18 protein-coding genes are annotated in these 24,148 nt (G+C 54.9%); 6 read left to right on the top strand and 12 right to left on the bottom strand.

The genetic code is table 11. The annotated features are described in order from the left end of the window. Position 1: 1 nt before the first annotated feature. Positions 2–820 (bottom strand): hypothetical protein, encoded by an 819-nt coding sequence (locus ACOSDR_RS06630; protein WP_420730723.1) that lies wholly within the window; start codon positions 818–820, stop codon positions 2–4. A gap of 185 nt (positions 821–1,005) precedes the next feature. Here ACOSDR_RS06630 and fghA point away from each other — a divergent pair, with 185 nt between their 5' ends. Together fghA and ACOSDR_RS06620 are read left to right on the top strand one after the other, a co-directional pair. Further along, positions 1,006–1,848: an S-formylglutathione hydrolase gene (fghA, locus tag ACOSDR_RS06625; RefSeq protein ID WP_420730722.1), complete on the top strand. Its 843-nt coding sequence runs from the start codon at positions 1,006–1,008 to the stop codon at positions 1,846–1,848. Positions 1,849–1,860: 12 nt separating this feature from the next. Continuing rightward, entirely contained in the window at positions 1,861–2,250 is a 390-nt protein-coding gene (locus ACOSDR_RS06620) for a DUF427 domain-containing protein (protein WP_420730721.1), read from the top strand. A gap of 6 nt (positions 2,251–2,256) precedes the next feature. Here the strand turns inward: ACOSDR_RS06620 and ACOSDR_RS06615 are convergent, their stop codons facing one another. After that, positions 2,257–6,324 carry a PAS-domain containing protein gene (locus tag ACOSDR_RS06615; RefSeq protein WP_420730720.1) on the bottom strand — a complete coding sequence of 1,356 codons (4,068 nt, stop codon included), beginning with the start codon at positions 6,322–6,324 and terminating at the stop codon, positions 2,257–2,259. A gap of 222 nt (positions 6,325–6,546) precedes the next feature. On the opposite strand from ACOSDR_RS06615, the gene ACOSDR_RS06610 reads away from it, so the two are divergent. Continuing rightward, on the top strand, positions 6,547–7,440 hold the full coding sequence (locus ACOSDR_RS06610) for a trypsin-like serine peptidase (protein ID WP_420730719.1): 894 nt from the start codon (positions 6,547–6,549) through the stop codon (positions 7,438–7,440). 33 nt (positions 7,441–7,473) lie between these two features. Here the strand turns inward: ACOSDR_RS06610 and ACOSDR_RS06605 are convergent, their stop codons facing one another. The 6 genes from ACOSDR_RS06605 to ACOSDR_RS06580 form a co-directional block, all read right to left on the bottom strand. Then, positions 7,474–8,307 carry a sulfite exporter TauE/SafE family protein gene (locus ACOSDR_RS06605; protein WP_420730718.1) on the bottom strand — a complete coding sequence of 278 codons (834 nt, stop codon included), beginning with the start codon at positions 8,305–8,307 and terminating at the stop codon, positions 7,474–7,476. A gap of 23 nt (positions 8,308–8,330) precedes the next feature. Then, positions 8,331–9,551: an MFS transporter gene (locus ACOSDR_RS06600; RefSeq protein WP_420730717.1), complete on the bottom strand. Its 1,221-nt coding sequence runs from the start codon at positions 9,549–9,551 to the stop codon at positions 8,331–8,333. Between the two features lie 55 nt (positions 9,552–9,606). Further along, complete coding sequence (locus ACOSDR_RS06595) at positions 9,607–11,616, bottom strand: biotin carboxylase N-terminal domain-containing protein (protein WP_420730716.1); 2,010 nt, start codon at positions 11,614–11,616, stop codon at positions 9,607–9,609. 237 nt (positions 11,617–11,853) lie between these two features. Continuing rightward, positions 11,854–12,189 carry a GIY-YIG nuclease family protein gene (locus tag ACOSDR_RS06590; protein ID WP_420725254.1) on the bottom strand — a complete coding sequence of 112 codons (336 nt, stop codon included), beginning with the start codon at positions 12,187–12,189 and terminating at the stop codon, positions 11,854–11,856. A gap of 416 nt (positions 12,190–12,605) precedes the next feature. Then, positions 12,606–14,138, bottom strand: coding sequence for an acyl-CoA carboxylase subunit beta (locus ACOSDR_RS06585; protein WP_420725092.1), 1,533 nt, complete (start codon positions 14,136–14,138; stop codon positions 12,606–12,608). Between the two features lie 91 nt (positions 14,139–14,229). Beyond that, positions 14,230–15,144, bottom strand: a complete 915-nt coding sequence (locus ACOSDR_RS06580; RefSeq protein WP_420730715.1) for a LysR substrate-binding domain-containing protein — start codon at positions 15,142–15,144, stop codon at positions 14,230–14,232. Positions 15,145–15,242: 98 nt separating this feature from the next. Here ACOSDR_RS06580 and ACOSDR_RS06575 point away from each other — a divergent pair, with 98 nt between their 5' ends. Continuing rightward, positions 15,243–16,376: a TauD/TfdA family dioxygenase gene (locus ACOSDR_RS06575; protein WP_420730714.1), complete on the top strand. Its 1,134-nt coding sequence runs from the start codon at positions 15,243–15,245 to the stop codon at positions 16,374–16,376. 41 nt (positions 16,377–16,417) lie between these two features. Then, on the top strand, positions 16,418–17,038 hold the full coding sequence (locus tag ACOSDR_RS06570) for an HD domain-containing protein (RefSeq protein WP_420725095.1): 621 nt from the start codon (positions 16,418–16,420) through the stop codon (positions 17,036–17,038). Between the two features lie 67 nt (positions 17,039–17,105). Here ACOSDR_RS06570 and ACOSDR_RS06565 read toward each other — a convergent pair whose 3' ends face one another. Beyond that, positions 17,106–17,831 (bottom strand): ATP12 family chaperone protein, encoded by a 726-nt coding sequence (locus tag ACOSDR_RS06565; RefSeq protein WP_420730713.1) that lies wholly within the window; start codon positions 17,829–17,831, stop codon positions 17,106–17,108. A gap of 153 nt (positions 17,832–17,984) precedes the next feature. On the opposite strand from ACOSDR_RS06565, the gene ACOSDR_RS06560 reads away from it, so the two are divergent. Beyond that, positions 17,985–19,430, top strand: coding sequence for a sensor domain-containing diguanylate cyclase (locus ACOSDR_RS06560; RefSeq protein ID WP_420725097.1), 1,446 nt, complete (start codon positions 17,985–17,987; stop codon positions 19,428–19,430). 12 nt (positions 19,431–19,442) lie between these two features. Here the strand turns inward: ACOSDR_RS06560 and ACOSDR_RS06555 are convergent, their stop codons facing one another. Genes ACOSDR_RS06555 through ACOSDR_RS06545 form a run of 3 tightly spaced genes read right to left on the bottom strand, consistent with a single transcriptional unit; the run spans position 19,443 to position 24,144 of the window. After that, complete coding sequence (locus ACOSDR_RS06555) at positions 19,443–22,445, bottom strand: AsmA family protein (RefSeq protein WP_420730712.1); 3,003 nt, start codon at positions 22,443–22,445, stop codon at positions 19,443–19,445. Continuing rightward, positions 22,445–23,128 carry an HAD-IA family hydrolase gene (locus ACOSDR_RS06550; protein ID WP_420730711.1) on the bottom strand — a complete coding sequence of 228 codons (684 nt, stop codon included), beginning with the start codon at positions 23,126–23,128 and terminating at the stop codon, positions 22,445–22,447. The genes ACOSDR_RS06555 and ACOSDR_RS06550 overlap by 1 nt, the downstream gene beginning before the upstream one ends. A 20-nt stretch (positions 23,129–23,148) precedes the next feature. Further along, positions 23,149–24,144 carry an RluA family pseudouridine synthase gene (locus ACOSDR_RS06545; RefSeq protein WP_420725100.1) on the bottom strand — a complete coding sequence of 332 codons (996 nt, stop codon included), beginning with the start codon at positions 24,142–24,144 and terminating at the stop codon, positions 23,149–23,151. Positions 24,145–24,148: the final 4 nt, after the last annotated feature.

Here is a 24,148-nt window from a genome sequence, read left to right as displayed (position 1 = left end):
CCTAAGTGGTCGATTGAGATAGGGCCATCAGGGGGTTTTCGTCCTCCGCCTGAATCATCGGGCTGGATTGCGAGTCCTCTATGCTTTGCAGCAGGAAAGCCTGCATCGCATTTCGACGCTCCATTTGTTGCTGATACAGCTGCTCCGTTTCTTCCAGATGCGCTCTCGCACTCGCCAACGCGCTTTGATAACTCTCATAAGTATCATGATGCGGATACCATCGATTCGCAAATTCGGTTTTATTTAGCATATTTGACGTGTTGTAATTGGAAACCTGCAGGTTTCCATATCGCGCCGACAGAGCTTTTTTCCCTTCATCCTGAAGGTAGGCAATTTTCGCCTCTCCGCTCAGGCCCATCGCATCGGCTTTTTTCGCAATATCTTGCAGGACACTGCCGCCGGCATGAGTCGCCACACTGCCATCCATATTGATGTAACCCAGAATTTCAGATCCTGTTGCGAATACCGTCCGAACGCCGGAAGGCGAGCCAGGATCATTCTGCTCCAGATTTTGCACATGCTGTCGCGCCCGTTCGACACTTTGCAGACTGCCTGGGATGTCACCTGTGTCTGACATTATCCTGCTTTGCAGTTCCAGCCATTTGTCAAAACTGGGGACGGCGGCACGGTATTGTTCGGCACTTAACTCATGTAACTCGACCGACTGCCCATCGGGCATTGTCATTGACACCGTCGTTGGTGTCTCAGGCATTGCATCAATACGTTCATAGAATGCTGCATATTGCGAGTCATACAGCTTTTTTAAATGCGGCCGCATTGTCGGATCAGAATACATCTTGGCACTGAAATCTATATCCATTGACTTTACTCCCTCATGATAACCCGCAATGGATCAGCAAAGTTTGTGCCAAAATACATTGGTTAAGTAATTCGCGCTAAAAAAGCGAATATGGGAACAGAAAACCGGCTTGGCCTTGCAGATTTGGTTCGGCCCGGCCACATTCTAGACAGCGATACAAACAATCTCAGCCAGTCAGGAAAACGATGCCCTTAGAGACGCTTAATCAATGGAAATGCTTTGGTGGAACTCAATCTGTTTACGCGCATGACAGTAAGGCGACCGGGACGCGGATGGAATTTGCCGTATTTGAACCGGCAAAAAGCAGCGATGCCCCGCGCCCTGTTCTGTACTGGTTGTCGGGTCTGACCTGCAATTGGGAGAATTTTGTGACCAAGGCGGGCGCGCAGCGCTATGCCGCCGCCCATAACATCGTCATCGTCTGTCCTGATACCAGTCCGCGCGGAGATACCGTACCGGATGCTGCGGACGAGTATGATTTCGGCAAGGGTGCCGGATTTTACGTCAATGCGACCCAGCAACCCTGGTCGAAACACTATCATATGTATGACTATGTGGTCGGCGAGCTTCCCACAGTGATTGAGCCACATCTCAGCAATCCGGTTTCGGCGCGCGGCATTTCCGGTCATTCCATGGGGGGCCATGGGGCATTGACCCTGGCCCTCAGAAATCCGGATCAGTACAGCAGTGTTTCCGCCTTTTCCCCCATTGTCGCCCCCAGCCAGGTTCCCTGGGGCGAGAAGGCACTTGGGCGATATCTGGGGGATGATCGCGCCACCTGGGCGGCCCATGACGCCTGTGCGTTGATCGCCCAACAGGGCTGGTCCGGTGACATATTGGTAGATCAGGGGGATGCTGATAATTTCCTGGAAAACCAGCTGCGGCCCCAGCTTCTGATAGAGGCCTGCCGGGATGCGAATGTACCCTTGGAGCTTCGCCTGCAGCCAGGTTACGATCACAGCTATTACTTCGTTGCCAGCTTCATCGGCGACCACATCGCCTGGCACGCGAAACGCCTTTCGGCCTGAGGAGAATGCGGAATGCCCCAAGACATCCTGGAACAGGCCGGAACGCCGGACCATCCCATCACAGTGGAGCGCGCGCCCGGTCGCGTGACGCTTTCCGCCAAAGGAACGAAACTGGCTGAAACCGCCGATGCCCTGATCCTGCGGGAGGGGCGGTATCCACCCACCTATTACATCCCGAAATCAACCCTTCCAAAGGACCTGCTGGAACAAGCATCAAAGGTGACGCATTGTCCCTATAAAGGGGATGCGACCCATTGGAAGGCAACGTTGGCCGATGGTCAGGGTATTGATCCCATCGCCTGGAGTTATGAAAATCCAATCCAGGGCATGACATCCATCCAGGGATATTTGGGCTTCTACATCAGTGCTTTTGACGGAGTCTTTGACCCGCCCCCACAGTAAGGAAGCCTAATCGCCCAGCCCTTTGATTGAGGAAAGTAGATCGGACAGAGCCGCCTGAGCATCGGCGCTAAGTGTCTCTTGTGTGTCCTGACTATCCGTGTCCTTTGCGACAATAGCCGCTGACGCCCCTGTCTGGCGCTGGATTGCCGCCGCCAATTCCTCCATCTGGACCGGTTTGGATACGTAATCGGACATACCGCTATCAATATAATGTTCCCGTTGGCCTTCCAGCGCATTCGCCGTCAAGGCCACGATTGGGATATCGGCCCATCGTTCATCGCTGGCCCGAATCCATTGTGCTGCTGTCGGTCCATCCATAACAGGCATTTGCACATCCATGAAGACCAAGTCATAGGGAACCAGCCGTAAGGTATGCAGCGCTTCGGCTCCATTGGATACGGTATCTACATGATGACCCAGCTTCTGTAACATGGTGCCGATAACGATCTGGTTGACATGGTTGTCTTCCACCAGCAACAGACGCAGGCGACGGGTTTCATCCGATATGACCTGAACGGAATCCGACTCCAACGGAACAGATGCCGGGCCTGGCTTGCATTCCAATTCGAACCAGAATGTCGAACCGACGCCTTCCTGGCTGTCAAAACCAATCCGCCCGCCCATCAATTCAACCAATTGCTTACAGATCGCCAATCCAAGCCCGGTGCCACCATATTGCCGGGACGTGGAACTGTCCGCCTGCGTAAAGCTGTTAAACAGGCGCCCTTGCGCTTCTTCCTTGATGCCCACACCGCTGTCCTGGACTTCAAATCGAATATGAATGCTTTCTGCGTCTCCGGTCCCTTCTGATTGGGTCGCGACACGCAAAATCACCTCACCTTCCTTTGTGAATTTGATCGCATTACCCACCAGATTGAACAATATCTGCCGTATTCTGGTGGCATCCCCTAACAGGTTCTGAATTGCATCAGAATCCCCCTGCGTTACCAGCGATACTGATTTCTGCTCTGCCTGGGGGCGCAGCAATTGCACGACGCTTTGCAAGACATCGCCTAAGCGGAAGGCTTCCTGTTCGATCTCAATTTTCTTCGCCTCCAACTTGGAGAAATCCAGAATGTCGTTCAGGATGATCAACAAGTCGGATGCGGATTGACGGGCAATCTCGGTAAACCGGCGCTGTTCTTCCGTCATTTCGGTATCCAGCAACAGGCCCGTCATGCCCAGAATGCCATTCATCGGCGTGCGGATTTCATGGCTCATCGCCGCCAGGAACTCGGACTTGGCCCGGGTTGCCGCCTCTGCCTGATCACGGGCGACTGCGATGTCTTCCGTCATCGACACCAGTTCCGCACTTTGCCGTTCAAGGCGCTGCTGGGCGAGCTTTTGTTCTGCAACAATGCGCTGCAGCTCTAATTCAGCCTGTTTCCGATCCGTAATGTCCTGAAAAGTGCCATCAAAACCGATACAGGTTCCCGCCTCGTCAAATGCGAGGCGACCACGTTCCTGAACATGGCGCCATTCCCCGCTGGGCAATGTGATCTTGTATTCGTCTGCATAATCTTCCAGCGTCGCCGTTGCGGAAGCCGCCCGATTGCGAATTCGCTGGGCATCCCTTTCACTCACCAAGTTAGCCAGAGTGTCATAATCAACGACATTTTCACCCAGCGACTGAAGGCCAAACAAGGCGCAGGCCTGGTCGGACAGATGGGTGAAGCGTCCCTGTTCCAGGGAATAGGAGAAATCACCCAGCCGTGCCAAGGTCTGGGCCTCTTCGACGCGGGCGGAAGCCTGGGCCATTCGGGTCTCGCGCTCAACAACCTCAGTGACATCAATACGCAGGCCTACCACCCCCCCATCATCCAACGCGCGCTCCTCAACACGCGTGTAGGTGCCGTCTGCATTCTTCTGAATAAAGGAGCTTTGAGAAGATTTATGCGCTTCCAATCGCATTCTTATAAAATCTTCCCACTCTTCTCGTTCGATCTGGAACACGCCTGCTTCCAGACCATCCCACAACAAATCTTCATAACGGGCGCCAGGGACAAATTTATCGGAAACCAGTGGATGCATGGTTCGATATTGCGTATTGCACATCACCAATCGATCTTCAGAGTCGAAAATCACAAACCCTGCAGAAATCGATTCCACAGCTGTTTTCAGGACCATTTCCGCGCGCGCCTGAGCCACAAGCGCATTTTCCAGCTCTTTTTCCCGCTGCACCAGTTCAGTGACATCGACACGGAAACCGACAATTCCGCCATCGGGTGTGCGGCGCTCCTCAATACGCAACCACCGACCATCGTCCAGATTCTGCAAAACAGGCTCACCGGGATTCTGGTGCATCGCCAGTCGTTCCTGAACAAAAGCCTCTACAGAGGCGGGATCTGTGGCAATATTCGAATATTGGCCGTGTTGCGCGCCATACCGAATGATTTCCTCAAATGTATTGCCAATTTTTAACGCGGGCTTGGTCAGGGCATAAAAATCCGCGTATCGAGAATTGAACACTTGCAGGCGATCATCCGTGTCATACAGCATGAAACCCTCGCTTAAGGATTCCAGGGCGATACTCATTTGCTGCTCTGCTCGCTTTTGAGCACGCAGAGAGGATTGTGAGGTTGCCAATGCGGCCTCTGCATCCTGCTGTCGTTGTGCCGCGATGCCCGAAAGAACACTCATCCGATACACCAACACCGTCGCGGTCAGCCCGATCAATAGGATCAATTCCGGAAACCAGCTCATCAACCCACTGCGGGCGGCATGACCGACCGTGATACGCCAATCCCGATTAATCCGATCCAGCGGCATGGAAATTGTCAGCGGCGCACTTTCTTCTAGATCTGCGCCGAAATGAAATGCCTTTCCGGTATTGTCCTGCAGCAATATCGACAGATCATCCGAAAATGGGAGTTCCTGGTCATCGGTCAACAATGTCGGCAGGTCAAACACGCCAAAAGTCTGGCCGAAAAAAAGAACGCTTCGATTGGGCGGAGCAACAACCACAAATCCCAAATTTCCGGTTAACAGTTTGAAGAACCCTGAATAAGCCATCTTGCCAGTGCGCATGGCGTGTCGGAAACTCTCCCCAACCCTGGGTGACTCAAATACCGACATACCAATCGCCGCCGCATTTCCCCGAATGGGTTCAATCCACTTGATGATGCCATTCTGATCCGTGTGTTCAATCGACAGGATCCCTGGGAAATCCCGCACCAATTCACTAGCATCGCGTCGCCAGAAGGTTTCGAACTGGGGGGTGCTTGCGTTCCAGCGACCCGCCATACGCTCAATCCCATTGGCGCGGCGAATCACGATTCCGGACACCGCATCCGCAACGGCTTTCGCTTCAAGCTGTAACTCTCGCGATTCAGCGTCTTTCTGATTTTCCGTGGCCAACTGCCAGGCGATCAGGCTCAAAATCAGGCCAATCACAACGCTGGCGGCATTGCCTATTATGCGGCTTTGCATGCCTGAGACACGCAATGCCAGGTAAACATTACCCAGAACCGCTATTCCAAGGAAGATCAGGCTAGCGGATGTGAAAACGCCAACATCCGAATGTTGATCCAGCCGCGTCCCAGAATTAGTGCTGAAAATCCAGGCGGCGACACCACTGAATCCCGCAGGAACCAGAAAGACACTAACCGCACCACGAATAATAAGAGACAGGCGACCCGCAAAAAACGTGGCAATCACTGCGACGCACAGAAGAATGATGCACGCCGTCGTGATCAGCGACATGCGCTGTATCACGGGGACATTTTCAGTGGTCATTGAAGACACAAAAAAGCGATCATTTCCAATATTCTGCCGGAAAACGTCCTGCCCCAGCGCCAAGACACATATGATCAGAGCAAGAACTGTCAGGCCCGCGGCAAGCCACCGCCCCAGATACGCAGAGACCGCCCCACCGCGATACCAGCCCGGATTGAAGGGGAAATTCTGCAAAAGCAAAGCCAGCGACAAGCCGAACAGACTGACCGCTGTACCTGGATATGTTGGCGCGCTATCAATTGCACTGAAATATGCTTCCGGGTTGCGGAAGAACCACAGTCCAGACAAAATTAAACTTGAGACGGCAACAAGTCCGGCGGTTCCAATGGACAACGCCATTGCGCTCCACCAGCTTGCATTCGACCCGATAGAACTAGATTTTAAAACCGGCTTCAACAAAACAACTTTCTATCTGTGACCAACACGGTCTGGAACTCAGAATAGCTTCGCAGCGTAACCAGGAAACGCTAAAAAAGTGCTAACAAATTGGTCAGAAACATATGATCGCAACGTACATACAGTATGCTAAAGTCGAATGCGATAACAGTAGGTACTGATGATATGCGTCTTTCTTCAAGTCTGTTACCCCACGTGTTCGTTCGTCACTGTCACGTGATCATGATCTTGTGGGCGATTGGATTAGCCATTGGCCTGCCTTTTCGCAGCGGATATGCGGAATCGATTGCCAATGCCCCCTCGACCCTGGCGCGCACGGTGGTTGATGCCTCACAGTATCCTTGGAGCGCGGTTGGACGGGTCAATATCAGTGGCGTCAGTTCAAGGTCCCATTGCACAGGGTCATTGATCGGGGAGCGTATCGTCCTGACGGCCGCTCATTGCCTGTATTTTCGCCCGACAAAACGCTATGCCGCACCACAGCTTATTAACTTTGTTGCAGGCTATCAGCGCGAAAAATATGTTGCCCATTCAACAGCCATTCAGATCATCCCCTCCCCCAATTTTAATGGGGAGCTTTGGGCAGATCCATCCAATATGGAACACGACTGGGCGATCGTGATTCTAAAAGATCCAATTGGCCGCAAAGCCGGGTATCTGGGCTTTCAGGCCTTGGATGCAGAAACCCTGAAGCAGATGATCGATACAAAACAGTATTTCTCTTTGGCTGGCTATCCCAAGGACCGTGCCCATGTAATTTCCGTCGACAATGCCTGCCGTATCCTGGGCTTTCTGGGGCATGGTGAATTGTTAAGCCACAGTTGCGAAATCGTCAGCGGCGATTCCGGCGCGCCCATCGCAATTCGCACCAAGTCCGGCCTGCAAGTGATTGGCCTGAACAGTGCGACCAATGTCCCGTTGACCGACGGTACTGTCACAAATACCGCCGTGCCAATTTACACCATCCTGAATCTGGTGGAACGTGCCATTCGCCATACGGAAATGAATGCTGTGTTTACACCCAACAACAGCCGCGAAGGGCAGGGTCCGGTCGAATAAGCATTGCCTGACTATCGACCGGATATCCGCACATCAAGATCCAAAAACCGCCCAGGCCATGCGACATGCCGTGATCAACAGAAACACAGCAAAGGCCTTGCGCAACAGAGGCGGAGAGATGGTATGGGCCAGCTTTGCCCCCAAAGGTGCGAAAGCAATCGTTGACGGCACGATAACCGCAAAAGCCAGCAGATTGGCATAGCCCAGGCTGAAGGGTGGCAGGCCCGGTTCGCCAAAACCACTGATGATAAAACCGATCACGCCAGGCAATGCGATCACCGGCCCCAGCGCCGCCGCGGTTCCCACCGCTCGCCGTATCGGGACATTGAACAGGCTGAGCGTTGGGACCCCCAGCGTTCCTCCGCCGATCCCCATGACGACACTGAAACCACCGATAAACATCCCAATCACGGCGCGACCCGGCCAGGATGGTAAGGATTTGCTGAGGCACCATTCCTGCTTGCCCAGTCCCATATGCACGGCAACCAGCAAAGCGACAGACGCAAAGATGATCTTCAGGGTTTCCCCACCGGCACGGGTGCCAATGACAATGCCGACGGCAACGCCCAGAACCACAAAGATGCCCAATTTCTTCAACAGATCAACATCAACACCGCCGCGTTTCCAGTGCGACTGTGCCGACACAAGGCCGGTCGGTACGATTGTCGCCAAAGACGTTCCGACCGCCAAATGCATGCGCAACTCCTCCGGCACACCAAAGGCCGGCAACAGCATATACAGGATTGGCACGATCACGATTCCACCGCCAACCCCCAGCAATCCGGCCAGGGTACCCGCAAAAGCCCCCGTCGCCAGCAAGGCCAAGGCAAACGGCAATAAAAAGGCGAAATCGAATTCAATCGGCACAATCAGTATCCTTTCAAACCTACTTAAACCGGATGGCGGGCGGATATCCTGACCGCCAGACCAAAACAACACAGCCCGATCAGCGCCAAAGCGATCAAGGCCCATACGACCAAATCATAGCCGCCCCAACGCCAAATCAGACTACCCGCGCTGGGGCCCAATGCCGTCGCGGCAACAAAAGGCACAGCCACCGCACCGGAAATGGTGCCAAACCCGGTCCGCCCCAGCAGATGCGCCGTGACAAGCGGACGCAGAATGCTGACGACCCCATGGCTGGCACCTTGCAACAACACGAACAGATAAATCAGCACCGGAATCACCGCCGCCAGCCCCAAAAAGACGCCGCCAACCGCGATGGATACAAAGATTACACCACACAGTGTGATCACCCCTATCCACCGTTCCGTCAACAGCATAACGATACGCCCGACCACCTGCATTGGTCCCAACAGGGAAATCGCCAGGACGGCAGATGCCAATGATATGCCCCGTTCGTCCAACAGGGGCAGTAAATGCGTGACAACAATGGCATGGTTTAGACCCAGAACCGCAAAACTGGCAGCCAGCAACCAGTAAGTCGGGCGCGATAATGTCTGGCGCAGCGCTGATTTGCGCAATTTTGTAACGTCGCCCTGACTGGAGTGATGCGCGGAACTGTCAAACGCGACATCCCCGGCCCTCAATCGGGTGCCAAACCAGAACAAGGGCACCGCAACGGCCAGGATCAGAACGGCCATCGTGCCACTTGCCGCCTGCCAATTGGCCGATACTGCAATCCAGTTACACAGCGGGAAAGCGACGGTTCCCGCAAATCCAGCCATCAGGGTGATCATGGTAATCGCGCTTCTGGCCTGAACCCCGCGACGGTGTGTCAGGAAGGCGAAACACGGCTCATACAGGCATCCCCCCATGGCGATGCCGATACCGATCCAGAGGGCGAAAAAGACAGGATAGGACTGGACCTGGGTCAACAGCAACAGCAACACACCGCCCAAAGCCGCACACCCTGTCAGAATCCAGCGCCCTGCATCCTGATCAATCAATCCCCCGATCTTTGGCGCAACCACCGCAGAAACCAGCAAGGCACAGGTTGCCGCCAGGGTCAGCTCCGTCTTGGACCACCCCAGATCGGATTCCCAATGCACCAACAGGGCCGGGAAAAGATAATACATCCCTGCCCAAACCAGGGTTTCGGCAATCCCAAGGCACCATATCCGACTGTCTAGATAGATCGCGCGGCTCATGGAAATGGGTTAGACCCCAACGCTTGTTCCCCGTCAATCACTCACACGGACAAGATCATTCGAATTCCAGGATCATCTGATCCACCGCAAGGCCATCCCCCTGGGCAGCGTGGGCGGTCTTGACTGTGCCATTGCTGACGGCGCGCAGAACATTTTCCATCTTCATCGCCTCAACAACCGCCAGTTCCTGTCCAGCCTCCACCGCATCACCGGGTGAGACACTGAGCCGCACCAACAAGCCCGGCATGGGGGACAGCAGGAATTTCGACATGTCTGGTGGCGGCTTGTAGGGCATCAACCGGCGCAGACCGGCATGGCGGGCTTCCAGCACCAGCGCCCGAATGCGCGCGCCATCATGGCTCAATACAAACCCAGCGCCGTCCCGATCCACCTGGAACAGACGCAATTCATCATCCACCGTGGCGCGGAAAATGATCATGCCCGGCCGCCATCCGCTTTCAATGAACAGCGTTCGGTCTCCCAGAGTCAGGCGATCGCCATCCTCTCCCCGTTCCAGATGCAGGGAGATTTCCTGCGCATCCTTATCGCCCAGAAATACTGTGTAATCCGATGGCAGGTCCGGCTCGCGGCCCTGTTCCTGGCCAGAAATGCGCCGCTCCCGCTGTTCAATCCGGTCCTGGATGACCGCTGCAATCGCCGCGAATAGGTCTGGATCATCCGGCTTCAAATGCGCTTCTGTCAGGCCATCTGGATATTCTTCTGCAATAAAATTGGTGGTGATCCGGCCTTCGGCAAAGCGGGGATGCTTCGCCAGATTGGCCAGGAAGGGCATGTTATGGCTCAGGCCGCGCACGACATAGCCATCAATCGCCCGGCGCAATTCCGCGATGGCCGATGCCCGGTCCTTGCCCCCGACAACCAGTTTGGAGATCATCGGGTCATAGAACATGGAGATTTCAGCGCCATCATAGCAACCGCTATCGACCCGCACCTTTCCTTCCACCGCCTGCGGCTCAATATAGCGGCTCAGGCGGCCTGTCGAAGGCAGGAAGCCACGCTCTGCATCTTCTGCATATAGCCGGGCCTCAATCGCCCAGCCTGTCAATTTGATGTCAGACTGCTTCATCGGCAGCTTCTCGCCATAGGCAACGCGGATCATCCATTCAACCAGATCATAGCCGGTAACCAGTTCCGTGACCGGATGTTCCACCTGCAGGCGGGTGTTCATTTCCAGGAAATAGAAATTGCGATCCTTATCGACGATGAATTCCACCGTCCCGGCCGTGCGATATTTCACCTGTTGGGCCAGCGCGACCGCCTGTTCGCCCATCGCCTTGCGGGTTGCCTCATCCAGGAACGGGGATGGGGCTTCTTCGATCACCTTCTGATGGCGTCGCTGGATGGAACATTCCCGCTCCCCCAGATACAGGCAGGTGCCCTGTCCATCGGCCAGAACCTGAATTTCGATATGGCGGGGTTCTTCAATGAATTTTTCAATGAAGACACGGTCGTCGCCAAAGCTGCTGCGCCCTTCATTCATGGCCGATACCAGACCCTCCCGGGCCTCTTTATCATTCCAGGCCAGGCGCATGCCCTTACCGCCACCACCGGCAGACGCCTTCAGCATCACCGGATAGCCGATGTCGTTAGAAATCCGCACCGCCTCTTCGGGGTCGGTAATCGCCTCCAGGAATCCCGGCACAGTGCTGACGCCCGCGGCCAAAGCCAGCTTCTTGGATTCGATCTTGTCGCCCATCGCCTCAATCGCGCCGACCGGCGGGCCGATGAAGGCAATGCCCTCTTTCTCCAGCCGCTCTGCAAAGCGCTTGTTTTCCGACAGGAAGCCATAGCCAGGATGCACAGCCTCTGCGCCCGTCTCCTTACAGGCCTTAACGATGTTATCGATCACCAGATAGCTTTCAGAAGACGCCGCCGGTCCGACCAGCACCGCTTCGCCACCCAGCGCCAGGGCCGTCTTCACATGCAGCGCCTGCGCATCCGCCTCAGAATACACCGCGACCGGCACGATCCCCATCTTATGGGCCGTGCGCATCACCCGACAGGCAATTTCCCCGCGATTGGCAATTAGGATTTTCTTAAACATGTTAACCAACACCCCGTTTTGTTAAACCTTTGGGCTGCCTCTTTGCCCGTCCCCCATCCTTCGAGACGCGGCGTTGCCGCTCCTCAGGATGAGGGATTTACTATTGTGAACCCTCAGTTCTCTCCACCATCATCATTCTCATCCTGAGGAGAAACTCCTGCGTCGTATCAAAAGAGAGAGCGACTACCCTTTTTTTACTGCGGCTCCTTAGGATGAGGGGACCACAGTTATTCAACCTCACTTTTCTCCACCATCACACTTCTCATCCTGAGGAGACGCGTCAGCGTCGTCTCGAAGGAGGGCCCGCGAGGCACCTCGTTTTCCCAAAGCACTTATCCTCTTCCAATCCCCAGAAACCAACGCTTCCTTCTTGGCCCGAGACCACCCTTTTAACTGCTGCTCTGAAGCTATCGCATCTTCAACACGCACAAACCGCTCACTAAAGACAAGGGCAACAGGGCGTCTTGATGTTGTATATCCGGGATAGGCACCCTGCTGATGCTCTTGTACGCGCCGATCCAAAGACCCGCGAGCCGATCCGACATAGTAACTTCCATCTGAGCATCGGAGCATATAGACCCAGAAATCCAACTTGCCTCACTTTCCTGCCATCCCCCATCCTTCGAGACGCGGCGTTGCCGCTCCTCAGGATGAGGGATTTACTATTGTGCACTCTCAATTCTCTCCACCATCACGACTCTCATCCTAAAGAGAGGCGTCGGCGTCGTCTCGAAGGAAGGCCCGTGATGATCCGTTCAACCTGCGACCCTCACGACGCGGGATTTACCAATGCGCACTCTCAACTTTCTCCACCATCACAACTCTCATCCTGAGGAGACGCGTCAGCGTCGTCTCGAAGGAAGGCCCGTGATCATCCGTTCAACTTGCGGCCCTCACGACGCGGGATTTACCAATGTGCACTCTCAACTTTCTCCACCCTCACCATTCTCATCCTGAGGAGACGCGACAGCGTCGTCTCGAAGGAGGGCTTACAGCGGAATATTGCCGTGCTTTTTCCACGGGTTCTTGATGTCTTTCGTGCGCAGCATGCTGAGCGCGCGGGAGATGCGGCGGCGTGTGCTGTGGGGCATGATGACGTCATCGATGAAACCGTGCTGGCCCGCCACGAAGGGATTTGCGAATTTATCGCGGTATTCCGCTTCCTTTTCCGCCAATTTCGCGGGATCATCACGATCCCCGCGGAAGATAATTTCCACCGCGCCCTTTGGGCCCATGACGGCGATTTCCGCTGACGGCCAGGCATAATTCACATCACCCCGCAGATGCTTGGACGACATCACATCATAGGCCCCACCATAGGCCTTGCGGGTGATCACGGTGACCTTGGGCACCGTCGCTTCGGCATAGGCATAGAGCAGCTTCGCGCCGTGTTTAATGATGCCACCATATTCCTGGGCCGTGCCGGGCAGGAAGCCTGGCACATCGACCAGGGTCACGATGGGAATGTTAAAGGCATCGCAGAAGCGCACGAAACGACCCGCCTTGATGGAACTGGCAATGTCCAGACAGCCCGCCAGAACCATGGGCTGATTGGCGACGATGCCGACCGGGTGGCCTTCGATCCGCGCAAAGCCAACTACGATGTTGCCTGCATTATTGGGCTGGATTTCAAAGAAATCTTCCTCATCAGCGATCTTGTGTATCAATTCCTTGATATCATACGGCTTGTTGGGATTGGGCGGGACCAATGTGTCCAGCGACATGTCCAGCCGGTCATGGGGATCGTCAGTCGGGCGGTGGGGCGGCTGTTCTTTATTATTCAACGGCAGGAAACCCAGGAAGCGGCGCAGTTGCAGCAGTGCCTCCACATCATTTTCGAAGGCCAGGTCAGCGACACCCGATTTGCTGGTATGGCTTGTCGCCCCGCCCAGTTCTTCAGCGGTCACGGTCTCATTGGTGACTGTTTTCACCACTTCCGGCCCAGTGACGAACATATAAGAGGAGTCTTTGACCATGAAGATGAAGTCGGTCATGGCGGGTGAATAGACAGCGCCCCCGGCACAGGGGCCCATGATCATGGAAATCTGCGGCACCACACCCGACGCCATCACATTGCGCTGAAACACATCGGCATAGCCTGCCAGAGAGGCAACCCCTTCCTGAATGCGCGCGCCGCCGGAATCGTTGAGGCCGATCACCGGGACGCCAACCTTCATCGCCTGATCCATGATTTTACAGATCTTGCGGGCATGGGCGGCAGACAATGACCCGCCAAACACAGTGAAGTCCTGAGAAAAAACGAAAACCCGTCGACCATTGACCAGACCATGCCCCGTAACGACGCCATCGCCGCGGATTTTCTGATCCTGCATCCCGAAATCGGTGCAGTCATGTTCGACAAACATGTCCCATTCTTCAAAAGAGCCTGGATCCAGCAGCAGATCCAGCCGCTCCCGCGCGGTCAGCTTTCCCTTGCTGTGCTGGGCTTCAATTCGCTTGGCACCGCCGCCTTGCCGCGCATCTTCGCGCATATCTTCAAGGCGTTGAAGAATATCTTGCATGGGCTTCCCCCTGTTTTTAAACCTTGGCGTCCGTTTTAGCGCGTCATTTTCTGCTTTACCAGCGACGAAAAGACCCAGCCAGATGGAATGCTTAAGGTGGGTCGATTAACTGAATCTGTATCCAGCGCCGGATCTGATCAAAGCTGGGGTCCCGCACGCCGTCGCGCCAGACCAGCCACCAGCCATATTCTTCCCGCACCACTTCCGGACCAACAGGCACCAGCGTCCCCGCCAGTATCATCTCATCCACCAGGGGTCGCCAGCCCAGGCCAACGCCATTTCCCACCAGAATTTCCCGGATGACCAATGGATAATTGTTCAGTCTAATGTTTGCAGGCGGGGGTGTGCGATGGACCCCGGCCAAACGGAACCACACTGCCCAGCTCATCCAGGGTCGATCCCCCTCGTCCATATGGATCAGGCGTTCTGTCATCAGGTCTTCTGGAGTCGCCACCAAAAGTTCTGGGCGTTTTGCCGCCAGTCCGGCACTGATCAGGGGTAAGACTGTTTCCGGGCGCAGCAGCACCCCTTCCATACCCGGCCAATCGCCCCGCCCATGGCGCACCGCAACGTCAAAATCGGTCCGGTCAAAATCTGATGAACTGTCAACAATCGCCAGGTTGATCGTGCGCCCGCCCAGATCCGCGCGCAAATCATTCAGGCGCGGCATCAGCCATTCCTGTCCAAACCCTGAATGCGTTGCAAATGTCAGGGACCGCGCCTCCTCCTGCCGACGCAATGCCTCTACGACCTGGGCGATATCCCCGAACCCGGTATTGACCGCATGCCACAGCCGAAGACCGGCCTCTGTCAGGGCGATGCGGTTATGACTGCGCACGAATAATGGACGCCCCAGCGACTCCTCAAGCCCCCGAATATGACGGGTGACCGCAGGCTGGCTGATCCTTAACTCTTCTGCCGCCTTGGTGAATCCCCCCAGACGCCCGGCGGCCTCAAAGACCGCCAGCGCATTCAACGAAGGCAGGCTGTGTCGAATTTCTTTCATAACTTTATGTTATGATAGGCATTGCCATTTTATGGGTTTTTTTGCGACACGAATTATTGAATTTTCCACCACAGTAGATAATGGCGAAAGGGCGTACCGTGGCTGGTTTTCAAATGAACTGGGAGTCCGGGTTTCTGGAATTGCACCATCAGGGTCAGGTCATCCCCCTGACAGCAGAATGGCTGCGGCAATTGAGCGATGCGCCAGACCAGATTGATCACAACAGCTATCAGCGTTTCTATGATCCAACCCAATTGCCCATCGACCTGGCAATTGTGGAGGCGATGGCGAATGATCAGGGAGTCGACCTTCTGTTTTCCGATGGTCACCGGCATTTCTACCCGCTGGAGCGGATGATGATAGAGGCCGGGTTACAGACCCATCCTGACGACCTGCCGCAACCGACCCCCTGGACCATAGACACACTGGTGCCGCCAACCCTGCACTGGGAAAACCGCCATGACTCCTGGACCCGGCTTCAGGTTCTGGAGGGATTCTTCCAATATGGATTTGCCCTGTTGCGCGACACGCCCAGCACGGAAGACAGCCTGTTGGATATCGCGCAGGTCTTTGGCCCCATCCGCGAAACCAATTGGGGGCGGCTGTTCAATGTCCGAACTGAAGCCGTGGCAACGGATCTGGCCTATACCGGGCTGGCGCTGACCGCCCATACGGACAACCCCTATCGCCGGTCAGTGCCGGGGATTCAGTTCCTGCACTGTCTGGCCAATGACGCCACGGGCGGTGAAAGCACGATTGTCGATGGATTGTCGATCTGCACCGCGCTGAAACAAGAATCGCCGGCGGAATATGATGTTCTAAGCAGCCTGCCGATTTCATTCCGATATCTGTCCAAGGATGTGAATGACCGGGAAACTGCGCCGATGATCCGATTGGATTCGTTTGGCAATCTGCGCCAATTGCGCCTGTCGACCCGTCTGGATTTTGCCCCCGCCGTTGATCCGGAAATCCTGAAAACCTTCTATGCCGGGCGCCGGCATTTGGCCCGCCTTGCGGCGGAGCCCCGCTTCGTCTTTTCCTTTAAGTTAAAGACGGGGGATTGCCTGATGATGGACAATCACCGCACCCTGCATGGCAGGACAGCCTTTGCCGAAGACGGATTTCGCTTTCTTCAGGGCTGCTATATCGACCATGATGGGCCCGAGAGCCAATATCGCACGTTAAGCCGTCATCTAAGGCAGGCACAGGACGCCCAGACGGCCGCTGCATAATCCCAATAAACGGGATCGATTGTAATTTGAGGAGAAGAGTGATGAGCACGGTTTCCTTCACCCGCATGAGAGATGGCACCCAAGCCGATTATGATCTGCTGCATCATTATGAGCAGGAATTTATCAATGGCCTGGCTGATCGCGTGCTGGACCATTTGAAAATGCTGGACGGGTCCCTGGGCGGCTATCAGATCAGCCGCTTTGAACATTCCCTGCAATCAGCGACACGGGCCCAAGCCGATGGCGCGGATATTGATTGGATCGTCACGGCGCTGCTGCACGATATGGGCGACACGCTGTCCCCGATGAACCATGATTCCATGGCCGCTGCTGTCCTGGCCCCCTATGTCCGGGAAGAATGCACCTGGGTCCTGAAACACCATGGCATTTTTCAGTTGAAATATTATGGGGCCAAGATCGGCGCCGATCCGGAAAGCCGCGCCAAATATATCGATGATCCGAATTATGAGTCCTGTGTGACTTTTTGTGAGCGCTGGGACGAAAACTGCTTTGATCCCGGCTATAAAAGTGCACCGCTGTCACATTTTGAACCCATGGTGCGTCAGGTCTTCGCCCGCAAGGCTTGGGATCCGACTGTTCTGCTGCCAGGGGTTCAGGTGCCGATGATAGTTGAAAGCGCGAAGGTCGCCGCCTCAGCCTAGAGCATCATGCGCTCGCATAAGCGCAGGCAGGATACTCTAACCACTTGTTTTTTAATAAAATACGTCGTCACAAATGATTCAGTTTGTTCGGGGTTTGCTCTAAGCGAAGCAATTCGATGAAATGCTGCGCGGATGTCACTTCGCGCAATAATCGCTGATGCCGTTTTTCCGCCTCTTCATCCGTGCCCCATAACTCAGCCTGAAATGTCTCATCCACACGAGAGATCGCAAGGGCCTCCGGGGCTGTCAGGCGTCCCTCCACCACGGCAAGCGCCAGAAGGAAGGATCCATAGGCCGTGGTCATAACATGCAGCCCTGTCAGGGTATGGGGATCAAAAGCCAGAGCGACTGCGGTGAACCGGGCCTTGTTCTCAGCAGGTTGTTCAACCGGCATGATCCCTGTCGTAACTGAAAAAGTGACATCATAGCGGGTCCTGGCCCAATCCAGGAGCGGATCCCACGCGTCTGCCTGACGCTGCGCCAGTTCGATTGGTTGATCGGCGCGGTAACACAGCAAGTCCGACGCCGCAAAACCCGACGCTTCCGCCGCAACGGCCTCCATTGCCCCGGAAACCCGATCAATCGCGGTGGAAGCAAAAGACATCAAGGGCATTGTATCAGGGATGATTTTATCCCCCTGAGCATTCCATTCCGCCGCCACGGCTTCCCCAAGAGCCAAACCTGGCAAAACAAGCGGTGCGCGGGCCGGCGTGCGCACGGGGCGACCATCCAAATTAACCATGTACCCGCTTTCCGTTTGCACGGCCGCAGCAGATTTATAAAATCGCTTCATATTTACTCCAAATCTTTGGGTTTTCTTAAACTTTATCCCATATGGTCAGATTATTAAGTTTTGGTCTTACAGATGAAATCGCTTGTGTGCATGCCAGATAGGTGCGCCTAAGTAAACGGTATAGGATTTTATAGGGTGATAGGATTTGGATCAATGCGAGGGCGATTGCTCTCAATTGTTGCTTTGGTTTTGGCAGTGGCGTTTATCGGCACAACAGCGACCAGTTATCACGTAACCCGGGATGCCCTGAAACAGAGCGTTGTAGAGACAGAGCTGCCGCTGACGGGCGATACGATCTATTCTGAAATTCAGGCCGACCTGGTCCAGCCGATCTTTATTTCCTCGCAAATGGCCAATGACACTTTTTTGCGGGATTGGATTTTGTCCGGCGAGACAGACCCCGAGGCTGTTACACGCTATCTGGAGTCGGTGCGGTCGAAATATGGATTTTTCACTGCTTTTTTCGTTTCTGAATTTTCCAGGCACTATTACCACTTTAGTGGCGTTACCAAAGCAGTCGATGAAAACGATCCCCGCGATGAATGGTTCTTTCGGGTACGGGGGATGACATCGGATTATGAAATCAACGTCGACCCCAATCAACAGCAAGACGACAAAACCACAATCTTCATTAATTATCGTGTTTATGACTACCAGAACCGTTTCATTGGTGTGACCGGTGTCGGCATGGATCTGGACACGATGGGGCAGATTATTAACCGCTATCGCAGTGATTTCAGCCGCACCGTCTATTTCATTGATCAAACCGGCAATGTCACACTGCATCCCAATCGAGAGATCAGCTATAAAAAGAGCATCACCGCCATTCCGGGCATAAGCGACATTGCCAATACCATCCTGAAAAATCCTGGAGAAAACTTTGAGTTTCAGCGGGACGACGAAACAATTTTGCTGAACACGCGCTATATTCCAGAGCTTGAATGGATCCTGATGGTGGAACAAAGCGAGTCGGACGCCACAAAAGCGGCGGGGCGCGGCATCACCTTAAATGTCATTATTGGCCTGGTTGCGATTCTTGTAACGGGGCTGGCCATATTCCTGGCGATTGCGCGGTTCCAAAACCGATTGGAAGAAATGGCGACGACAGACCCCCTGACGGGGCTGAACAATCGCCAGGTTTTTGACATTGCCTTGCGCCACGCCGTCGAACGAGCCAAACGGACTAAACAGCCGCTGTCAATTATCATTATCGACCTGGATCATTTTAAACTGATCAATGATCGCCACGGGCATCTGACCGGGGATGAGGTGCTGAAGTCTTCTGCAAACCTGCTGAAAGCCTCCGTCCGCACATCGGATATCCTGGCCCGATGGGGGGGTGAGGAATTTGTACTCCTAATGGAAAACTGCTCTCAGGAAGCCGCCCTTGAAGCCGCCGATTCACTGCGCCGGAAACTCAGCGAAAGCACACCCGTCAACACCTTGAAGGCCCTGAAACAAACAGCCAGCTTCGGTGTTGCCACATTGTCTGGAAACGAACAGCCAGAGGCATTGGTGGATCGTGCAGATCGGGCGCTGTACAAGGCCAAGCATGATGGGCGTAACTGCGTTCGTGCAGCCACGCCCACCCCAAACTAACCAGAGCCCGCTTTAGTTACCAAACAGGCCTTTCAGCGCACCGCCAACACCTTCTTCGATGGCCTTGCCAGGATCCTTGAGAACATCGGCCGGGGCAGACTGTTGCTGCGCTGGGGCATTCTCAACCTGTTCTTTGCTTTCCTCGACCTCTTTCTTACACGGATGATCCGCCGGAAGGTCACCAACCACTGCCAGCAGGGCGGGTGCAATACCGCCCGTCAACAGGCCCGTAACAATTCCCAAACCAATCGCCTTTGGATCCGGAATAACGGATGGATTGGCAAAGGTCCCTGTAATTGACAATGGAACACTGGTCAAACCACCCCCACCAGCAGGCTTTGCAGTCAGGTTCAGCTCTTCCGTCTTAAGATTGATATTACCTTCTGTAATGACTGTGATTGGACCAGAGGCTGTATAACCCGCCTTGGTTTCCATCAGGCCATCTTTCAGATCATAGTCCAACACGGTGCAATCCATCACGACCCAGCCATTCTCGGTCGCCAATAAACCTGCCAGAGTATCGCCCATCGCATCCTCAAAAGCCTTCTTCAAGACGCGACTGTCATACAGGCTGACCAGGGTATTGCCTGTCAGAGAGCCTGCAATGGCACGCGGCGAGGCCCCGGCCCCTTTCAAATCGATATTCACATCCAAAGGTCCAACGATCTTGTCCCGCATACCGGCCCCGGCCAACAGCGACTCCAGGCCCATTTTCTTACCCTCTATGGACACAGAGACAGATGGGTTGTCCTGGCTGCCATCCAGCGAGAGCGCACCATCCAGGGTGCCTGCGCCGACACCCGCTTTAAACGGGCTGACATCCAGCTTACCATCCTCAAGCACGATTTTGATTTCAAAATCTGTCAATTCCGCAACCGCTGCAACGAAGGTTGCTGCCTTGTATTCGATATCCGCATTCACAGACTTCATCACATCCAACGGCAGCGGATCATTCGGGATCAAGCGCCCATCAGACGAAGCGCTAGAGGTGCCCCCGCCCGTTGTTCCGCCAGATGTTGAGGCCTTAGAGGCACCCCCCTTGGCGGGTGGATTGACATCATTGATGTCGAACCGGGTTGAAGACAGCCGCGCCACAATGCTGGGGACGTCGCCTGTCGCATCAATGGTCGCGGTCCCGGCGATATCGCTGCCTCCAATTTTCGCTGTGAAGGGGTCCAGGGTTATGGGCTTGCCATTATCCCCCTTCAAACTGCCCGACACATCAACCGGCCCAATCGGTGGAATGCCCGGGGCTAGATCAGACAGGACCGACAGATTGGGGGAGATCACCTTAAACGCGACATCCGCCCCTGACAGTTTGACCAAATCGGTCACCGTGCCCTTGGCTTCGACCAGCAGCGTTTTTTCCGTGCCAAGGTTAAGGTCAAGCTGGCTGAGCGTCAGCACATCCTGTGCATCCCCTGCGACCTTCAAATTCAAATTCAGCGGGCCCAATGCGGGAACGGATGCATTGGAGAATGCCTTAACCAACGGAGACAGATTGCCAACTTCCGGCGACACGGCCTTGACCGACAGATCAACTCCCTTTTGCGCCAACAAATCCTCTATACCGCCATTGACCTGAACCTGAATGGTTTCAGGCTTGCCAAAGTCCACCGCCAAATCTGTCAGACCCAGGCCAGCCTCCATGCCGCCATTGACTTTCGCCGTCATCGACATCGGACCCATGTTGGGAATGCTTTGACCAGAGAATTCCTTGGCAATTGGAGACAGATTTCCAAGCTCTGGTGAATCGGCCGTAATATCCAACGCGATGCCATTCTGCTTCATGATATCCTTGATACCACCGCTAACGGCAAGCGTGACCATCTCCTGGGTGCCAAGATTGAGCGATAGGTCTTCGACGGACAGTTCATCTGCCAAATCACCGCGCACATTCAATGAAACATCCAATGGACCTAAAGCCGGGACTTTCTGACCGGAAAACTTCTGCGCAATGGGTGACAGATTGCCCACCTGATTGCTTTTCACCATAACGGCCAGATCGACACCTTCGGTCGCGACCGCGTTTTCAATTGTCCCATTCACCGTCACATGGATGACATCGGGAGATCCCATATCAACCACAAGCGGGTTGACTGACAGGTTATCCCCGTCGCCTTTCAGCGTCGCATCAACCTTGAAACCACCCAGCCGTGGCACATCGATACCCGCAATCTGGGCGACATTAGCCAATTCTTCGCCCAAGGCAGATACCTTAACATCAATGCCTTCCTGCCCGGCCAGATCTTGAATCTGGCCCTGAATTGCGACGTCGATTCCCGCCAGATTACCGACAAAATCAATCGGCGTTGGCTGACCGGAATCCGTCATTGTTTGCAAGGAGCCCATTTCGCCAGACATGACCAGATCCAGATCATCAAAAGCGGCATCCAGATTAAGCTTCAATGGATCGGTTTCCGATTGGCTGCCCAAGGTTAGTTCCGTCAGGGTAAACACCCGGTCCGGACCCAGGGCCGGGTCTTTCATGACCACTTCGACATCCGCAATGCGAACGTCGCGCAGAATCGGTAACACCAGATCGCCACCACCACTATATCCGCCACCGCTATGGCTTTCACCCGCATCGGATTTCATGTCAGCGTCGCTGGCGCCCGCCGTCTGGAACTGCGTATTGCTGACGCCTTGTTCATTCTTTTCGAGTATCGCACGGACGCCATCCACATGGGCCAGCGTGATATCCGGGGTGGATCCCAACAGAGAGAACAGCTTCAGGCTGACCTCAACAGAATCCACTTCCACCATATTTGGGCGAGACCCCCAATCGGCGTTACTGAGCGCAATGCCCGTCGCCTTCAACCGGGTATCGGTGCCCAATTCGAATTCAATCGGCCCCTCAATCACCAATGTGCGGCCGGTCGCATCCTTGACGGCGCTTTGGATTTCAGGTTTCCAATCATTCAAATCAATATTCAGGATATAGACGATGGCGCCGACCGATACGACGACCAGAACCGCCAGAAATCCGCCTAGAATTTTAATAAAACGTCGCATTATTCCGTGCTCCATAGGTTTTCAATTAAGCCGGGCAATTCGGTGAAATGGTTGGCAACCACACTGGCCCCGGCCTCTTTCAACATCTCCGGGGCATGATATCCCCAGGAAACACCGATTGCCTTGGCCCCGGCGCGCACCGCCATCGTCACATCAAAGATGGTATCGCCAATCACGACGGTTTGCCATGGGGAAACACCCATTTCCGCCATCGCATTTATTAAGATTTCAGGATGCGGCTTTCCGGGTCCATCCTCACTTGTCTTCAGAATGCTGAAATGATGCGCAATGCCGTGACGCTGCAAAGTGTGGTTCAGGCCGCGTCGCCCCTTGCCGGTCGCAACACCCAGAACATAATGATCAACCTCAGACAGCGCCTCTAAGACACCACTACAGCAATCATAGAGCGGTTCTTCATACTTTCCAGCCGCGCGATCACTGACAAAGGCCTTGCGGCAGGCCAAAGTCAATTGCTGTAGAATTTCGGGGTCCCCATCCGGATGCAGGGCCCCGATCGCGTGATCCAGAGATGTCCCGATCTGATGGCGTATCTGGTCGGGCGTCGGCGGAACCAATCCCGCCCCTTGCCAAACCAGGGTCATGGTATCGACAATGATATGCCCGCTATCAACCAGGGTTCCGTCGCAATCAAAAACGATCAGGCGGGGTGTCGGCTCACTCATTGGTCATCTCACCCGCAGTCTTACTGTTCAAGTTCGGCGAAGGGATCTTCTATATCGGGACCCGATGTATCAAATTCAAACAGCGCAAGTGTACGCCGGAAATGGGAAGGCGGGGCCGCCTTGATCAACGTGCCCGCCCCAGAAATGCCGGGCGGCAGAACGATGGAGCGCGCATGCAGATGCATCCCCTTGGGCAATTCATCCCCGTCTGGAAAGGCCGCCTTGCCGCCATATTTCCCGTCACCCAGAATTGGCGTGCCCAGGGCGGCCAGATGGGCGCGAATCTGATGGGTGCGCCCAGTCCTCGGCCACAGCGCCACCAGCGCCATCTTCTGGGCTGCCTGGTCCAGCACCTTAAATTCGGTGATGGCGACATCGCCATTTTCCTCGTCCGGTACGACTTTCTCGCCCCCGGGTCCACCGAGCTTCGACAGCGGTAAATGGATTGATCCTTCGTGGGGGGTCGGAACACCAACGGTGATGGCCCAGTAAATCTTTTTGACCTCTCGCCCTTTTAGCGCCTGCCCAAGAGCCGCAGCGGAATTCCGGTTCCGCGCCAACAACATCACGCCGCTGGTATCCTTATCCAGGCGGTGCACCAGGCGGGGCCGGTCAATTTCCTCGAAATGCAGGAATTCCAGCATGGCATCGACATGCCGCTCTGTCTTGCTGCCACCCTGGACCGCCAGGCCCGGCGGCTTATCAATCGCCAGAACGGCGTCATTGCGGAAAATCACCAGCTTCTTGGCAAAGGCTTCATCTTTTGGATCAACCGGCTTGGGGGGGCGTTTATGGGGGGCCGTGGAGGCAGGTTCATAGGGTGGTACACGCACGGTTTGACCGGCACCGACGCGGGCATCGCTTTTCACGCGCCCGCCATCGATCCGCAGTTCCCCCTTGCGCATCGCCTTTTGCAGGCGACTGTGGGGCATGTCTGGAAACTTCAACTTGATCCAACGATCCAGTCGCATGCCGTCTTCATCATCGCGCACTTCCAGTGTTTGAACACCTTGCACCACA

The sequence above is a fragment of the Hwanghaeella sp. 1Z406 genome, assembly GCF_048892425.1.
Taxonomy (GTDB): Bacteria; Pseudomonadota; Alphaproteobacteria; order UBA8366; family Aestuariispiraceae; genus Pacificispira.
This window is presented reverse-complemented; position numbering and strand designations above follow the sequence as displayed.

Excerpts from the sequence above, each read along its gene's own strand:
- ACOSDR_RS06565 (WP_420730713.1), bottom strand. The coding sequence starts at position 17,831 with ATGAAGCGATTTTATAAATCTGCTGCGGCCGTGCAAACGGAAAGCGGG.
- ACOSDR_RS06590 (WP_420725254.1), bottom strand. The coding sequence starts at position 12,189 with ATGCTCCGATGCTCAGATGGAAGTTACTATGTCGGATCGGCTCGCGGG.
- ACOSDR_RS06560 (WP_420725097.1), top strand. The coding sequence starts at position 17,985 with ATGCGAGGGCGATTGCTCTCAATTGTTGCTTTGGTTTTGGCAGTGGCG.
- ACOSDR_RS06600 (WP_420730717.1), bottom strand. The coding sequence starts at position 9,551 with ATGAGCCGCGCGATCTATCTAGACAGTCGGATATGGTGCCTTGGGATT.
- ACOSDR_RS06555 (WP_420730712.1), bottom strand. The coding sequence starts at position 22,445 with ATGCGACGTTTTATTAAAATTCTAGGCGGATTTCTGGCGGTTCTGGTC.
- ACOSDR_RS06580 (WP_420730715.1), bottom strand. The coding sequence starts at position 15,144 with ATGAAAGAAATTCGACACAGCCTGCCTTCGTTGAATGCGCTGGCGGTC.
- ACOSDR_RS06630 (WP_420730723.1), bottom strand. The coding sequence starts at position 820 with ATGGATATAGATTTCAGTGCCAAGATGTATTCTGATCCGACAATGCGG.
- ACOSDR_RS06620 (WP_420730721.1), top strand. The coding sequence starts at position 1,861 with ATGCCCCAAGACATCCTGGAACAGGCCGGAACGCCGGACCATCCCATC.
- ACOSDR_RS06595 (WP_420730716.1), bottom strand. The coding sequence starts at position 11,616 with ATGTTTAAGAAAATCCTAATTGCCAATCGCGGGGAAATTGCCTGTCGG.
- ACOSDR_RS06550 (WP_420730711.1), bottom strand. The coding sequence starts at position 23,128 with ATGAGTGAGCCGACACCCCGCCTGATCGTTTTTGATTGCGACGGAACC.
- ACOSDR_RS06585 (WP_420725092.1), bottom strand. The coding sequence starts at position 14,138 with ATGCAAGATATTCTTCAACGCCTTGAAGATATGCGCGAAGATGCGCGG.
- ACOSDR_RS06615 (WP_420730720.1), bottom strand. The coding sequence starts at position 6,324 with ATGGCGTTGTCCATTGGAACCGCCGGACTTGTTGCCGTCTCAAGTTTA.
- ACOSDR_RS06570 (WP_420725095.1), top strand. The coding sequence starts at position 16,418 with ATGAGCACGGTTTCCTTCACCCGCATGAGAGATGGCACCCAAGCCGAT.
- fghA (WP_420730722.1), top strand. The coding sequence starts at position 1,006 with ATGCCCTTAGAGACGCTTAATCAATGGAAATGCTTTGGTGGAACTCAA.
- ACOSDR_RS06610 (WP_420730719.1), top strand. The coding sequence starts at position 6,547 with ATGCGTCTTTCTTCAAGTCTGTTACCCCACGTGTTCGTTCGTCACTGT.